This is a genomic window from Lysinibacillus sp. FJAT-14222, from assembly GCF_001278875.1.
Classification (GTDB): domain Bacteria; phylum Bacillota; class Bacilli; order Bacillales_A; family Planococcaceae; genus Lysinibacillus; species Lysinibacillus agricola.
Genome location: NZ_LIYL01000010.1, coordinates 152595 through 168280 on the forward strand (window position 1 = coordinate 152595; position 15686 = coordinate 168280).

Annotated in this window: 14 protein-coding genes; 10 read left to right on the forward strand and 4 right to left on the reverse strand. The window is 34.1% G+C overall.

Features of this window, described 5'->3' with window-relative positions; genetic code table 11:
* From AN161_RS04560 to AN161_RS04600, 9 genes are all read left to right on the forward strand, one after another.
* A complete protein-coding gene (locus tag AN161_RS04560; protein WP_053593198.1) occupies positions 1–1431 on the forward strand; it encodes a polysaccharide deacetylase family protein in 1431 nt (476 codons plus the stop codon).
* 5 nt (positions 1432–1436) lie between these two features.
* Positions 1437–3299: a glycosyltransferase gene (locus AN161_RS04565; RefSeq protein WP_053593199.1), complete on the forward strand. Its 1863-nt coding sequence runs from the start codon at positions 1437–1439 to the stop codon at positions 3297–3299.
* A complete protein-coding gene (locus AN161_RS04570; protein ID WP_053593200.1) occupies positions 3296–5047 on the forward strand; it encodes a polysaccharide deacetylase family protein in 1752 nt (583 codons plus the stop codon). Before AN161_RS04565 ends, AN161_RS04570 begins: the two co-directional genes overlap by 4 nt.
* A gap of 21 nt (positions 5048–5068) precedes the next feature.
* The gene (locus AN161_RS04575; RefSeq protein ID WP_053593201.1) at positions 5069–6115 is read left to right on the forward strand and encodes a glycosyl hydrolase family 18 protein; all 1047 of its coding nucleotides are present in this window, start codon (positions 5069–5071) and stop codon (positions 6113–6115) included.
* 41 nt (positions 6116–6156) lie between these two features.
* A complete protein-coding gene (locus AN161_RS29425; protein ID WP_206743138.1) occupies positions 6157–6312 on the forward strand; it encodes a hypothetical protein in 156 nt (51 codons plus the stop codon).
* A gap of 893 nt (positions 6313–7205) precedes the next feature.
* Positions 7206–8132, forward strand: a complete 927-nt coding sequence (locus AN161_RS04585; RefSeq protein ID WP_053593203.1) for an ABC transporter ATP-binding protein — start codon at positions 7206–7208, stop codon at positions 8130–8132.
* Positions 8122–8895 (forward strand): ABC transporter permease, encoded by a 774-nt coding sequence (locus tag AN161_RS04590; RefSeq protein ID WP_053593204.1) that lies wholly within the window; start codon positions 8122–8124, stop codon positions 8893–8895. The genes AN161_RS04585 and AN161_RS04590 overlap by 11 nt, the downstream gene beginning before the upstream one ends.
* Positions 8896–8901: 6 nt before the next feature.
* Positions 8902–9615 carry an ABC transporter ATP-binding protein gene (locus AN161_RS04595; protein WP_053593205.1) on the forward strand — a complete coding sequence of 238 codons (714 nt, stop codon included), beginning with the start codon at positions 8902–8904 and terminating at the stop codon, positions 9613–9615.
* Positions 9616–9638: 23 nt separating this feature from the next.
* The gene (locus AN161_RS04600) at positions 9639–10340 is read left to right on the forward strand and encodes a hypothetical protein (RefSeq protein ID WP_053593206.1); all 702 of its coding nucleotides are present in this window, start codon (positions 9639–9641) and stop codon (positions 10338–10340) included.
* 195 nt (positions 10341–10535) lie between these two features.
* Here the strand turns inward: AN161_RS04600 and AN161_RS04605 are convergent, their stop codons facing one another.
* The 4 genes from AN161_RS04605 to AN161_RS04615 form a co-directional block, all read right to left on the reverse strand.
* On the reverse strand, positions 10536–11609 hold the full coding sequence (locus AN161_RS04605) for a GHKL domain-containing protein (protein WP_158002970.1): 1074 nt from the start codon (positions 11607–11609) through the stop codon (positions 10536–10538).
* A 209-nt stretch (positions 11610–11818) separates the two neighbouring features.
* Positions 11819–12529 (reverse strand): LytTR family DNA-binding domain-containing protein, encoded by a 711-nt coding sequence (locus tag AN161_RS04610; protein WP_053593208.1) that lies wholly within the window; start codon positions 12527–12529, stop codon positions 11819–11821.
* 352 nt (positions 12530–12881) lie between these two features.
* On the reverse strand, positions 12882–13103 hold the full coding sequence (locus AN161_RS28540; RefSeq protein ID WP_143114606.1) for a hypothetical protein: 222 nt from the start codon (positions 13101–13103) through the stop codon (positions 12882–12884).
* Positions 13104–13130: 27 nt separating this feature from the next.
* Positions 13131–14033 (reverse strand): LysR family transcriptional regulator, encoded by a 903-nt coding sequence (locus tag AN161_RS04615; protein ID WP_053593209.1) that lies wholly within the window; start codon positions 14031–14033, stop codon positions 13131–13133.
* 866 nt (positions 14034–14899) lie between these two features.
* On the opposite strand from AN161_RS04615, the gene sufC reads away from it, so the two are divergent.
* Positions 14900–15685, forward strand: a complete 786-nt coding sequence (gene sufC / locus AN161_RS04620) for a Fe-S cluster assembly ATPase SufC (protein ID WP_198926843.1) — start codon at positions 14900–14902, stop codon at positions 15683–15685.
* Position 15686 lies beyond the last annotated feature (1 nt).

Genomic DNA, 15686 nt, shown 5'->3' on the forward strand with positions numbered 1-15686 from the left:
ATGAGACGACTATCATTATGTAGTCTACTATTCATATTATTTTTAGCTGGATGTCAATCGTCTGCTCAAACTAATGAGGTTAAACCAGTTGATTCAACAATTGAGATAAAGGAACATGATGGGACGATGAGTGATATTTTTAGTCACGCAAGCATTCTTAGCCCAAAGGTAGCATTAACCTTTAATGGACTTGCAGACAATGAAACAATGCAAAAGCTATTAAAGGTATTAGATCAATTTAACATGAAGGCAACATTTTTTGTAGAAGGTACGCGATTAGCACAAGATCCTGAGTTAGTGAAGGAGATTTTAGTTAAAGGTCATGAGGTAGAAAATGGGACATTGACGTTTTCCGAAATGACTGATTTAAGTTATGAAGAAACCTATAAAGAAATTTACTTAGCGAATGAAGTTTTTAAAGAGCAATTAGGTTATACACCAAAATACGTTCGCAGTCGTTCGGGTGATTCAACTGATAATATGCGTTTAGCAACTAAAACTCTCAATATGAAGGGAGTCGTAGAATCTTCCATTAATCCGAAAGATCGAAATATGCAAAGCGCTGAAGAAATAATAGATTATATTCATCGCTTTATCAACAGTGGATCTGTTATTCATTTAAACACGTACATTAATCCTGCGATTATTGATGTTATACCACTACTGTCTCAATTAGGGGAAGAAAAAGGATATGTTTTCTCTACATTAACGGACGTATTAGATGAACAATATTTAGCAAAATCTTTAGAGGAAATTGAAGGCTACGATGCTATTAAAATGAATCCAGATTACGAAAATGTAAAACCAAATGTGTACTACCGTAAAAATACTTCCCAAAAAGAAATTACTTTAACTTTTGATGATTGGGCAAGTGAGGGAAGAATTAAAGAAATTTTGGATGTTCTCGATAAGTATAACGTTCAATCAACATTCTTTTTAATTGGCAAAGGTGTGGAAAAGGATCCGCAATTAGCGCGATTAATTGTTGAGAGAGGTCATGAGGTTGCAAGCCATTCCTACAATCACCTTGATGTTACGACAATGACGCCAGAGGAGCTACAAAAGGATGTCGTGATGGCACATAAGGCGTTAACATATGCCTTACAGGAAGAACCTTTGCTGTATTTCAGACCTAATAAAGGTGCTATTAATGAAGAATCAGCGAAAATTATTGCCGCTACGGGTGTCAAATCGATTGCTATGTACGATATAGCATCATTCGATTGGAATTTAGAATATACCGTTCGAGATATTTATAATCGTGTGATGAGTAGAATTGCTCCAGGAAAGGTGATTGTTATGCACATTTTAGACGGTACAAAAACAGTTGAAGCACTTCCATTAATCATTGAAAAGCTACAAAAAGATGGCTATAGCTTTGCAAAAATGTCGACTTGGATTGAAGAAGATTCAAATAAGAAAGTGAATTGATAATCATGAATAAGAAAAAAGAGATTTTAACGATACCACGCTCTGATCGACGAATTTTATCGAATATTCCTGACCCAGAAAATGTACGAAGTCTCATTAATCGTCGAGGTGCTTCGTATCAAAAGGAAGAAATCAATCCTACAGATGTCAATGAAATACATCGTTTACAGCTGTTAAGTTTACGCTATGAAACTAATTTTGAAGTACAAATTAAAAGAACAAAGAAAAAGGTTAGTGACAAACATTATGCGGAGGATATTTCGGTTACAGGTATCCTTGTATTTTCAAATAGTCCAAATAATTTTTTAATAGATGAAATTATTACGATGAAATTCACCATACCTGGTGGTGCGATGCCGGAGGGCTATGAATCTAGGGTAAAGGTAAAAGCGAAAGTTGTTCGTCATTTTACAAAAGAAGTAGATGGTGAAACTAGATGCTATTATGCATGTGAATTTTTACAGCCTTTAAATGACTATATGACTAAAAAACGTTGGGGACTATCAATCTTTGTGGCAAGTCTATTTCTATTGATTGTTTCTCTTATTGTTATGTTAATGAGGGCCGAAAGTGTTATTTATTTTAGATTTAATAAATTTCTATATCTATATAGTATTATTGCTGCAACTTTTCTTTTAAGTAGATATTTATTTGGTATTTTCTATAGGAATGTACCGATAAATTCTAAATTTGAACCGGGCGTTTCTATTATTATTCCAGTGTTTAACGAAGAAGAATGGATTCATAGAACAATTTTAAGCTGTATTAATCAGTATTATCCTGTAGACAAATTAGAGGTTATTGTTGTAGATGATTATTCAACAGATAGTACTGAGGAAAAAGCAAAGGAAATGATTGAACTAATTCATAGTGAGGGTGAGCGATTTAAAACAAAAGATCGCTTAAGCTTCCATAAGCTACCTCAAAATGGAGGGAAACGTGAGGCTCTAGTGGCAGGAGTACATCTTGCCAAACACGATTTAGTCGTTTTCGTAGATTCAGATAGTTTTTTAGAACCTCATGCCATTCGAAATTTAGTGCAGCCTTTCCAAGATCCTAAAATGGGCGGTGTAGCTGGAAGAACAGAGGTTGAAAATAAATTTACAAATGCTCTGACAAAATTGCAAACAGTTCGCTATTATATAGCCTTCCGGATAATGAAAGCTGCTGAGTCTTGGTTTGATACAGTAACTTGTTTATCTGGTCCATTAGCATGTTATCGAAAAGAGCTTATTTTGAAAAACGAGACAGCATGGTTAAACCAAAAATTTCTTGGACAACCCGCAACATTCGGTGATGACCGTAGTATGACAAACTATATTTTAAAAACACATCGAACGGGATATCAGGACAATGCCGTATGTTCTACAATTGTTCCATCAGATACAAAAGTCTTTTTATCTCAACAAATGAGATGGAAACGATCATGGCTACGCGAATCGTTACGAGCATTTTTATTTATGTGGAAAAAGGAACCTTTTATGTTTCTTTTCTTCATCATCGGTTTAATCGTACCAATAGCAGCTCCTATTGTTGTTGTTTACAATTTAATTTATGTGCCAATCATGCATGGCATTTTTCCAACTACGTTTTTAATGGGCTTGCTATTGATGGCAATGCTAATGAGCTTGGCCCATCTCTTCTTTAGAAGAAGTAAGTTATGGACATTTGGCTTTATCTTTGTACTTTTCTATGAATTTATTTTGCTGTGGCAAATGCCTGTTGCATGGGTTACATTTTGGAAATCAACATGGGGTACGAGAGAAACACCTCAAGATGTCATAGCCAAAGAAAAGAAATTAGAAAAACAAAAATTACGAAAATCCCGATTTTCGATTCTAAATAGAAAAATGGGTGAGAAGAAATGAGTGAAAAAAATGTTGTATTAAATCCAGCTAAAAAAAATCGAAGGAAAATAATACGATCCATTGTTCAATCGATTATCGTTGTATTTTTAGCGATTCTTTTAATACGTGTGGTGTTTTTAACAGAAAAAAGGGTAGAGGAAACGGTTCCTTTAGAAAATAAAGATGGTTTCATCGCATTATCGTATTTTGGTGTGAGCAGAGGCGAATCTCCTAAATACGTATCTAAAGAGAATTTAAAAAAACAACTAGCATTACTTGAAAGTCAGGGCTATCAAACAATTACTCAGCAGGATATTTTAGACTTTTATCAGAAAAACAAACCGTTGCCAGAAAAAGCTTTGTATTTATCATTTGAAGATGGGCGGACAGATTCTAGTATATTCGCTCAAAATATCATGGAGGATCTAAATTATAAAGCTACGATGTTTACGTACGCCAATAAAATGGATACACGGGACAACAAATTTTTAAAGCCGAAAGACTTATTACTCATGGAGAAAAGTGGATACTGGGAGTTGGGCTCTAATGGGTACCGTCTGACATATATTAATATTTATAACGATAAAGGACAATCGTTAGGTGTAATAGATGAAAATAATGTGCCGAATAAAACGACTATCGAATATTATAATCATTATTTAATGGATTTCATTCGTAATCAATATATGATTCCTAGTGAAACGCGACAAGAAATGGAAAAACGTATTCAAAAAGATTACCAGCTAATGCATGATATTTATGAGGAGAAATTAGAAGAAGTTCCTAAGACTTATGCAATCATGCATGCCAACTCACTCTATAATAATATGGATCCATTAGTAGAAAGTGCAAATGATAAGCAAATTAAGGATATATTTAGTATGCATTTCAATTTGGAGCTAGGGGCATATAATGATGCGGATACAGATCTCTACAACCTAAGTAGACTACAAGTATCGCCATATTGGTCGACAAATCATGTGATGATGAAAATTCGTCAAGCTAGTAAGCAAAATGTAGAATTTGAAGTCGGGGATCATCAACAGGCAAAAGAATGGTCTATAATTAATGGTGCAGCAGAATTTGAAAATAATGAGATTACTCTAACATCAGCACCATCTAGTGAAGGCCGGATAATATTAAAGGAAGCACTTCCGAAGCAATATAATATAAACTTCGCCTTTAAAGGGAATGTCGTTGGACAACAGTCTATCTATTTAAACTATGATGAAAAAAATAATAGCTATATTCGAGTAGCGCTAATAGATAATAAGATTGTCGTTTCAGAAAAATTACCAGGCGCAGGGGTCGTTGAGAAGGAGCGTTTCCCGTTAAATGAAATAAAGTGGAATGAAGAAGAGTATGCATTTAATAAGGCTACCGTATACAATTATCAAGATACGCAAAAAGGCTCTAGAATTGATGAGGAAGAGTATCCAAGAAACCTAACAAAAACAAGAGTATTTAACATTGCTGTTAATAAGGATAAAATAAAGATAGATGTAGATAAGGCAGTATCCAAGACAATTCAAGTAAATCCTGACATTCAAGGATCACAAATTGGATTTGGTGCGTTGTTCAGCAAAAAAGAAACTTCGCATGAACAGTATGCAGATGATATTTATGATACATTCATCGAAGATATTTTGATTACAGATGTTAACGATCATACACTTTTTACTAACCAATACACGAATTTCGATAAAGTAAAGCATAAAACGAAGACTATATTCAATAACGTTGTTGACTTCTTTATTGAAACCTTCTAAAGCGGGGGGAACTAGATTCAAGTGAAAAAAATTTTTTTGTTTATCTGTCTAGCACTACTAATTATCACGGCCTGTAGCAATAGTAAAGAAGAACCTGTGAAAGCGAGAGAGCCGTTGAAGAACAAAGAAAAGCTTCAATTATCTATTTGGTTACCTGAATGGCAAATTGAATCTGCCATCGAGGATGTGGAAAATTCAGAACAGGGCTTACAAGACATTCGCGTTTTTGGTGCTTATTTTAATGAGAATGACCAATTATTATTAACTGAAGATGCGATAGAAATGTTGAAACAAACGCAGCAACAATTTAATGAATCACACAATGTGATACTTACGTTAATTAACGATACTGTGACGGATAACGCCCCATCAGTTCAGAAGGATAGTACGTTATTGCATCGATTGTTACAAAATGCGTCATTTAGGCAGCGGCATATTGATAATATTATGCAAGTTGTTGAACGATACAATGTGAAAGGTATCGAAATTGATTATGAAAAAGTTGCTAAAGAGGACCTCCCTGGATATGTCCGTTTCCTAGAGGAGCTTTATAAACAGCTATCAAAAAAGGGTGTTTCATTACATGTCGTACTAGAACCTAGCTTCCCGTTTGACGTTAAATTGCCAAATGGACCTAAATATACAGTGATGGCTTATAATGTGCACGGATATCATAGTGGTCCAGGTGCAAAGGCAACCTTTTCATTTTTAAATGACTTAATAAAAAACATTAAGAAGTCCAATCAAAAACTAGCGATTGCTTTTGCAACTGGCGGATTTGAATGGGTGAATCAAGGCAAAACAGTTGCTTTAACAGAGATAGAGGCAGAGGAATTACTGAACAAAACGAAAGCGGTTAAACAACGCGATAAAGCAAGTGGTGCTGTATATTTCACGTATTTAGATGAACAAAAAGTGAAGCATGAAGTTTGGTATGCCGATCAGGAAACACTTGAAAAATGGACAGCACACGTACGAAAGAAACGCTACAATGAGATTGTCTTATGGCGTGCCGGAGGTCTAGGCTCGAAAACGTTACAATGGATTAACGAACAATCAGAGGAGTGACGGATCGGACTGCTAGAGAGACGGATAGAATCGTCGAAGTCATGGATAGAGAAGCCAAAATCGTGGATAGAATAGCCAAAGCTACGGAAAGAACAGTTAAAGTGGCGGAAAGAATTATCGAAGCGACAGATAGAATCACATTAGCAAAAAAATCGCCAGCTAAGGCGATTTTTTTATTGGAATTGAGAAGTTCATAATGAAGTTTAAAACTATATTTAGATGATAATCTTCAATGCTTATCCCATCGATATAGAGTTAATTAGTATAGATATTTAAGCGTTTAATATGAGTCTACTATTTAAACCGATGCCCCATTTATTTAAGATAAAACGCTTCTAACAAATAGTTACAGTTTATTTGTAGAAAAATTAATAATAGTACGAACTTGTGTTGAGATTTATCAGAAAATTTATAGTTCTAAAGGAATATAAATTGTGTTTATCAAGAAAAATCTTGTACTTTCTTATTTCCGATTGATTATGAGGGAATTTGATCATATAAGATTTATAAGTCATACAAGGTTAATTATTACATCTAGATTGTCAATTGTTACAGCTTACCATTTTTTTTGAATTTAGCATTATTATGAATGTAGTGATAGCAAGCAAAATCTTTTAATTTTAAAGTGAAAAGAATACTGTTGCTATTTAAATTCTGTATGTGATTTTAACGCACCTTATTATGAATAGGGAGAGATAACTATGAAAAATGTTAAAGTTAGCAAAGCGGTAAAGGTTGATGCTACAGCATGGTGGATTATCCTTTAATGATCGCCACAAACCAAAAGCGAGGTTATCTAATAATCTTGCTTTTGGTTTTTATTTAATTAAATCGGGAAATAGTCATGTCTGATGCCGGCAGTTGCGCTTTCATAAAAAAAGTGATGGGCAATTTTTAGTTTCTTCGATTATTGATGACCCGTCCATGGAAATTAGTTCAAAAACTTCAAACAGCCAGAATCCCTTTCTAAGTAAAATTCGCTTAATAGGGTACTTCGTTACGTTCATCTTAGTTTTTCTATGGTTTATTCCTTTTGTGCAAAGTGTAATTAACATAGTGCACTAAATTTTTGAAATAAAGAGGTGAAGAAATGCAAAATGATTTATGCATCCACTCAATTAGTAAAAGCTATCGAAAAGGCAATGTACAAGCAAACGATAACATATCGACTTGTTTTTCTGCGGGTGAAGTTGTAGCTCTAACAGGTCACAATGGTGCTGGTAAAACAACATTCTTAAACCAAATAATTGGTGTAACAAAACCAGATAGTGGTTCTATAACTTATCAGGGACATTCTTTGGTTAAAGAAACTAAAGTTGCCAGAAGCTTAATATCAATGATGCCGCAGTTTCATGCACCGTTAGCTGGTGTGACGTTGAGACAATCTGTTGAGTCAGTTTTAAGAATAAAAGGTGTTAGTGGATATGAAAATAAGCAACTGACTGATGACATAATTCAGGAATTGCAGATTGAGGAATGGGCAAATAAATCCGGAGAAAAATTATCTGGAGGATTGCAAAGACTTACCTCATTTGCTATGGCAGTTGTAGCACCTCCACCTATTATTTTATTAGATGAACCTACAAATGATGTAGACCCTGTGAGAAGAAAAATTATCTGGAGATACTTGAGGAAACTTGCGAAAAATGGACATATTATTGTTGTCGTCACGCACAATTTGTTAGAAGTAGAACAATACACTGACAGATATCTTCTAATGGATCGAGGAAAATTAATTAAGGATTCTCCAATTAGAGAAGTAAATTTAGGGTTATCTGTATCAAACTTACTGACAATAACGGTTAATAATTCTTTGGACTTAAATGATTTTCCAGAAGCACTAGATATGGTTATTAATGATGAAGACATGCAATATGATTTCGAGCTAACACATAAACAAGTTCCAGATGCTTTGAATTGGGTGTTAAGAAAAATCAATGAAAAAGAAGTAGTCAACTATCGGCTTGCACCATCTTCAGTAAATAATCTATACGGAGAGTTAACAAATGAAGAGTAAACTAGAGATATATTCTGAAGCAATGCCAAAAAACGATAGTTTACTACAGTTTTGGGGATTGATGCGTTGGAGTTTGATTAGGCACAAATATTTATTGCCAACGTTTAGTATAGCTCAAGCAGTTTTAGCTCTTGCCATTGTATATGGACTTGCTTTATTGATACCGGAAATAGATGAAGAAACTTCACTTTATCTATCTTCAGGTGCGATTACTTTGGGGATTATTGCTGTTGGTTGTGTTTTAGCAGCTCAAATCGTTAATACTGCAAAACAAGATGGAATTGTGAAATATCAAAAGACTTTACCAGTTAATCGTATGAGTATTCTGTTTGCGGATATTATCATATGGGGTATCGCTTCACTACCAGGAATATTTATGTCATGTTTTGCTGCTATGATTAGATTTAATATATCAATCAACGTATCTCTTACAAGTATTCTTATTATCCTGCTGGCACAAGTTGCAATGATTTCTATTGGCTTTGCGATAGCATATTGGCTTCCATCGAATTTAGTTGCATTGGTGACACAAATTATTATGATAGGAGGCCTACTGTTTTCTCCTATTACTTACCCTGCTGATAGACTTCCAGATTGGATGTCAGTTATATACAATGTACTTCCCTTTGTACCAACGAGTAATCTGATTAGGGCTACACTATTTGGCCTAGGATCAATTTCATTTGTGAATTTATTTGTGGTTATTATATGGGCACTATTTACTTTTGGATTATCATTATTTGCCCTGTCGAGAAAGGAGTAAGTCAATATGAATCAAATCAGGCTAATAAATTTAAAAAAATATATTAAAGATGACTTAGTGATTGATATAGAGTATTTGTGTTTCAAACAAGGAGGAATACATGCTCTAATCGGGCCCAATGGTGCTGGAAAGACTACTTTGTTGAAAAGTATCTGTGGGTTGGTTGTTGTTGATGAGGGAGAAATCTGGTTTGGTGATAATCTTGTTTCACAAATAGATAATTATAAAAACTTACAAAAAATAGGGACGATATTTACTTCTTTAGACAGTATTTCTGAACTTACTATTCATGAGTTATTTGATGAACATTTTCACTATTATGGGTTAAAAAGGCCAAGTTCATGGCGCCCTCTTTTGCAGCAGGTGAAATTGAATGTGTCTCCAGAAGCGGTTATTGGAAAAATGTCTTTAGGAATGAAGCAAAGGCTACAATTGGCAGTAGCTCTGACGCACAATCCAGAAATATTAGTTTTAGATGAACCTTTTAATGGACTAGACCCTGATGGAATCGGAATAGTTAAGAATATTTTGAAATCTTTAGCAAGAGAAAAAATTATTCTTATAACAAGTCATACTTTCGCTGACCTTGAAGATATTTCAACTGATATTGTTTTTATGTCAAATGGTAAAACGAGTGAGATGAGAAAAATTGATGATATCAACCGTATTTATGAAGGTGGAATATTAGACTATTATCACCAATTAACTGTAGAGAAATGAAAGTAAATGGAGGTATTTATTAAATGAATTATTATCACTTTGAGATTTCTAAAATGAAGAGAATTATATTACCAACATTTGCATTAACCTTTCTTTCTCAATTGATTTTTACTTATTTTTTTGTAATCGTAGGAAAACTTGAAGGAAATGATGGAGATGATATTTTAACAAGTTACCCAGCAATAATTAGTTTAGCAAGCACAATAACTATGTGTATTATTTCAGTATATGGAGCTGTAGCAATAAGCCGTTATATTGTTAAAAATTATGTTGGTGATAATAGAAATAGAGTTTTTTTATATCCAATAAAGCGGAGTAGATTGTATTTAATTAAGAACATAGTATTTGGATGTATCTTGGGTTTGTCTCAATTTGTAGCACTTCTATTGGTCAACTCGATTTTTTTTATTGGAGAAACTATTTTTCCAATACTGAATAAACCAATTAAAAGTTATTGGTTAGATTTTATTTTTGTTGCAGTAGTTTGTGTACTATTAACTTTATCAATCGTACTCTTTTCAAGTTTTATCGGTATTTATTTTGCATCAACAATGTATACAGTAATTACTAGCATTATTTCTATTGTAATAATAGCTAACGTTTCTGCTCTGTCGTTGATAAACTATCAATTTGCCGCATCCATAGGAGCTTTATGTGTATTATTGGCAATGATGCCTATAATTCGTTATGTCAGTAAAAGAATAGATAAAAGCGAGACTATATAAACCTTGCTTTTATCGCTATTGGCCTCGTTTGTTGGGAATCAAACGCTTTTCAAAATAAACAAAAATACACTATAAATAGATAATCACTCGGCCTTAAAAATTAGGAACTTGAGTTCAAGTGATTATCTATTAAAAATATTTTGATTAAGTATAGATTGTCATAAATTTGATGAAAATGGTTGATTAGCAAACCGGTTAATAGATATCAAAAAGTACAATACTTACGAAGTACTTCTTGTTTTCAATCCAATGCTTATATAGACCACCATTCTTATTAACTAAAGCATTTATACTTCTAACACCTATTCCTTCATATTGGCGATTTCTTCTGGATTTAGTTTCTAATGGATCGAAAGTATTAGATATATCAATCAAAAGGTTTTTATTGAACTGCTTAATTACTAGTAATATTTCTTTGTCTTCACTTTTTTTTATTCTAAAGCAAGCTTCTAATGCATTGTCGACTAAGTTTCCAATTATTATTGTAAGAATATCGTTATCAATACTAACTTTTTCAGATAGAAAGATTTTAACTTTGAAATCGATTTGTTCCTTTTTGGCAATTGAGATTTTTTCATTCAATAAATAATTTAGTACACTGTCGTTAGTGTAAAAATTTGATTGTTGGTTTAATCCTTCAATGGAAATCATCAAATAATCTTTTGCTTCCTCTGTAGCTTTACGATCAAGCAGACCCAATAAAACAAGATACTGATTCTTTAAATCATGTTTTATGGCTTTGATATTTAGTTGATTTTTTTTAACTTCTTCAATATATTTTATTTCTGATACAAGTGCTTTTTTTTGGATTGAAATATGGTTTATTTTTCTTAAGTGTTTGATTAGACTATTGTACAAATACAAAACAGCTATATTCATACACAGAATACCTGATGCTACCAAAAACTCAATTAGTTGTGAGTTAATGTTGATGTTTATCTCGGATAATAAGAAGCTTAGCAAAACAATTATCGAAATAATAGGGATTGAAATTAGAGCTACTAAAGCAGAAATATTAATGGATTGAAAAAGATTGTCTTTTTTAAGAAATAAGATTTTAATTCCAGAAAAAATTAGTATTCCAATAATCGTAGTAAAACTAGTAGTAATAATAATGAAAATGGTATTAGAATAATGGATAGTTGATGAGAATAAATTTTTGAATAATGTAAGTGACAATGATTCACATATGAAATTAATTGATAAAAGAATGATTGTCCAAAAAATAGTTTCTTTAATTGGAACATCATGTTGCTTAGCAATTATCAATATCAATGAAACTGTTAGCAGGATATTAACGAAGGGCAAAAAAGTTTCATTAATAATGAAGGAACTTCCTACAGTCAGGAAAAGAAGTAGGATAATTAACAAATTTAGTTTTCTAAACAATTTTCGAGACGATGACCAGCTTGAGAAAAAAAAGTTAAGTAAGAAGATATAAGTTACAATGCTTAGTAGTCGGATAAATAGGTTGACTATCATACTATGTCCCTTAATTTCATTAGTATTTTATCTCGAGCGGTTTCTTTATATTTTCTACTAATAGGTACTTCAATAGAGTTATTATTATCTTTTTTTAATATTAGGAAATTGTTCCCTATTTCTTTGATGTATTTTACATTAACTATAAAAGACGTGTGTACTTGAACAAAACAGTCATTAAGTTCAGATAGAATTGTAGTGGTAGACATATTAGAGACATACACTTCATTTAACGTATGAATAATAACTTGGCGACGATTTTTCTCGAAATAAACAAGCTCATTTAATTTGAGGCTATAGGATTTTTTATTATAGGAAAAAATGAATCTTTCTTCTCCTACATCTAGATATCTCAATACTCTATCCAAAACAGGAAAAAAGTTCTCCTTAGTTACAGGTTTGATTATGTAGTCAAAGGTTTGTACCTTAAAGACATCCTCCATATATTCTCTGTAATTAGTTAAAAATATAATAGGAACATTTAAATTGTTTTTGCGAATTACTTCAGCAAGATCAATACCTGTAGTATTAGGAAATTCAATATCTAAAATAAATAAATCAAATTCAGTTTTTTTCATATGTCTGATTAGATTTTGAGGATAATAGAAAACACTGGCCTCAAATAATTTTTGATTGTATTGTATTAACAGTTCTTCTACTGCATCTGCCATTTGGGGTATGTCATCACATATAGCTGTCTTAATCATAAGTATCCCTCCAAGTACCATTATACATTTTTCTGAATTTTTAAACAATGAGAGGCGTGTTGATTAGCGATAATTGTGGCAGAGCAGCACAAAGAAACTAGCGTGTAAAACCTGTAAAAGATAAGGACTTTGGAGTGACGGATAAAACAGAAAGTGGTGGATAGAAAAGCCAAAGTGACGGATAGAACCGCCAAATCGTGGATAGAACCACCAAAATCGTGGATAGAACCGCCAAAATGACGGAAAGAATCATCGAAGCGACGGAAAGAGCCGCCAGAGTGACGGAAAGAATAGTCAAAGCGACGGATAAAATCGTCAGTGACGGAAAGAACCGCCAGAACGACGGAAAGAATTATCGAAGCGACGGAAAGAGCCGCCAGAGTGACGGATAGAAATAGTCAAAGCGACGGATAAAATCGTCAGTGACGGGAAGAACCGCCAGAACGACGGAAAGAATCATCGAAGCGACGGAAAGAGCCGCCAAATCGTGGGAAGAACCGCCAAAATGACGGATAGAATCATCAAAGCGACAGATAGAACCGCCGATCTGAAGGATAGAACCACCTAACGCCAAAAAAATCGCCAGCTACGGCGATTTTTTTTATTGGAATTGAGAAAGACGTGAAAAGAAGTTCATGACGAAGTCTAAAAATATTTTTTCTGATGGTGCAATTTCACGGTTTACAGGTGAAATAATGCCAACTGTTCTTGGAATCGTAGGTGATTCAATCGGCACCTTTACTGTGAAGCGGGCAGCTGAGTCATACAGCGAGCTTTCTGGTAATAAGCTGACCCCAATACCTGCAGCGACAAGACCCTTTAGTGCATCTAAGTCCTCACCCTCAGAGATGACATTTGGCAAGAAGCCGGCAGCTCGACAGGCATCCATAGCTACTTTGTGTAAGATATAGCCATCTGGGAATAACACAAATAAGTCGTTACGTAAATCAGCGAGTTGTATACTTTCTCTTTTGGCTAATGGATGTTTAGCTGGTAGTAATGCGGCGATATTTTCAGTAAATAAAATTGTTGATTGAATCGATTCGTCCTTCGGTGGAAGAGGGCCTAAAAAAGCTAAATTTAATTCGCGATTTTTGACTGCATCAATTAAAAAACGATAGGAGCCTTGACGAAGCTGGAATCGCAAATCTGGATATTCACGCTTAAAGGCTGAGATAACAGTTGGCAATACATAGCTAGCCAAGCTTGTGGGAAAGCCGATTTTTATCGTACCTTTAACTGGATCTAAATATTCTTCAACTTGCTTTGCGGCAAAATCAATGGCTTTTAAAGCGGTAATTGTGTGCTCAAGAAACGTTTTTCCAATCGGTGTCAATTTAACATTTCGTCCTACACGTTCAAAAAGTGGTGTGCCTAATTCATCTTCTAAATTAGCAATTTGTCGGCTTATTGCAGATTGAGCAACGTGAAGATGTTCGGCAGCCTCTGAAATGTGTTCACGCTCAGCAACTTCAACAAAATAACGTAATTGACGTAATTCCACTAGCTATTCACCTCTATTAATCGAAAAATAAGATTGATTTTACTACAATTATATACTATTTAAGATGAAAAATGACCGCAAATAAACAAATGTTAACTGGTAGGATTTAAATAGAGGAGATACCTTAGTAACTTCATTAAAGCTCCAGGAAAATAAAAGAAAGGCTCATCACCATAACGTGTGATTGAATTCCGTTCCGACTGGGCGCTTTGTTGCTGACGCTTCACTTTCGCACAGAGCAAAGCTTCCTAGGGGCGTCAGATGAGCCACTTCGCTACGCTCCAGGGTCTCGGGCCAACACGACGTTGGTCACGAAGGCGTTATCACAGGACGTGATGGTTTTAGCCTTCGTTCCTCTATAGCTGATCCCCAAGGAGTCGCCCAGTCGGAACGAAGATCAACTCATATATGGTCTACGTATTAACAAATATCATCCCTAAATTTTGGTGATTAGCCAAAAAATGAATTACCTACAAATATTAATTTTACTAACTAGTACTCTAGAAATTTCTTTCCTTTATTTGATTCCAATCTAATGAAAAAGGTTATAGTATAGATATTGTTATTTATGCATAACTGTCACAAAACCGCTACAATTAGCGTTTCTTGTGGGGTTTCCACTATGTAGCTAGATGAAATCCGTTCTCAATTAAGTTTAATTCATTGAAAATAGGGAAAGTCGATTCTCATTGTCAATAACGATTGGCAATAATCTGGAAATGCTTGTGAAGTCTTTATTATTAGGGATTGTATCCGAGAAAAGTGAAAGTGGTTGAAATGGTTTGCATAGAGAACGATTTTCAGTTAAGATTAGAATGATGATAATTAAGGAATGGTACACCATTCACTGAACACACTATGGAGGTATTTTCATGTCAACTTTAGTTATTAAAGATCTTCACGTTGAAATCGACGGGAAAGAGATTTTAAAAGGCGTAAACCTTACAATCAATACAAATGAAATTCATGCAATCATGGGGCCAAACGGAACTGGTAAATCAACACTGGCTTCTGCAATCATGGGTCACCCTAAATATGAAGTAACTTCTGGTACAGTTGAACTTGATGGCGAAAATGTACTTGAAATGGAAGTAGACGAGCGTGCTCAGGCAGGCTTATTCCTAGCAATGCAATATCCTTCTGAAATCGCTGGTGTAACAAATGCTGATTTCTTACGCTCTGCTATTAATGCACGACGTGAAGAGGGCGATGAAATTTCTCTAATGAAATTTATCCGTGAATTAGATAAAAACATGGAATTCCTTGAAATGCACGAAGATATGGCACAACGTTATTTAAATGAAGGTTTCTCTGGCGGTGAGAAAAAACGTAACGAAATTCTTCAATTAATGATGATTAAACCAGCTTTCGCCATTTTAGATGAAATTGACTCTGGTCTTGATATTGACGCGCTTAAAGTTGTTTCAAAAGGAATCAATGCAATGCGTGGAGAAGGCTTCGGCTGCTTAATGATCACTCACTACCAACGTTTACTTAACTACATTACTCCAGACCATGTACACGTAATGATGCAAGGTCGTGTTGTTAAATCAGGTGGCAAAGAGTTAGCACAACGTTTAGAAGCGGAAGGCTATGACTGGATTAAAAAAGAATTAGGTATCGAAGAAGAAACTGAAGAACAAGAAGCTTAAG

Excerpts from the sequence above, each read along its gene's own strand:
- AN161_RS29425 (WP_206743138.1), top strand. The coding sequence starts at position 6,157 with ATGGATAGAGAAGCCAAAATCGTGGATAGAATAGCCAAAGCTACGGAA.
- AN161_RS04560 (WP_053593198.1), top strand. The coding sequence starts at position 1 with ATGAGACGACTATCATTATGTAGTCTACTATTCATATTATTTTTAGCT.
- AN161_RS04590 (WP_053593204.1), top strand. The coding sequence starts at position 8,122 with ATGAAGAGTAAACTAGAGATATATTCTGAAGCAATGCCAAAAAACGAT.
- AN161_RS04600 (WP_053593206.1), top strand. The coding sequence starts at position 9,639 with ATGAATTATTATCACTTTGAGATTTCTAAAATGAAGAGAATTATATTA.
- AN161_RS04570 (WP_053593200.1), top strand. The coding sequence starts at position 3,296 with ATGAGTGAAAAAAATGTTGTATTAAATCCAGCTAAAAAAAATCGAAGG.
- AN161_RS04610 (WP_053593208.1), bottom strand. The coding sequence starts at position 12,529 with ATGATTAAGACAGCTATATGTGATGACATACCCCAAATGGCAGATGCA.
- AN161_RS04595 (WP_053593205.1), top strand. The coding sequence starts at position 8,902 with ATGAATCAAATCAGGCTAATAAATTTAAAAAAATATATTAAAGATGAC.
- AN161_RS04585 (WP_053593203.1), top strand. The coding sequence starts at position 7,206 with ATGCAAAATGATTTATGCATCCACTCAATTAGTAAAAGCTATCGAAAA.
- AN161_RS04565 (WP_053593199.1), top strand. The coding sequence starts at position 1,437 with ATGAATAAGAAAAAAGAGATTTTAACGATACCACGCTCTGATCGACGA.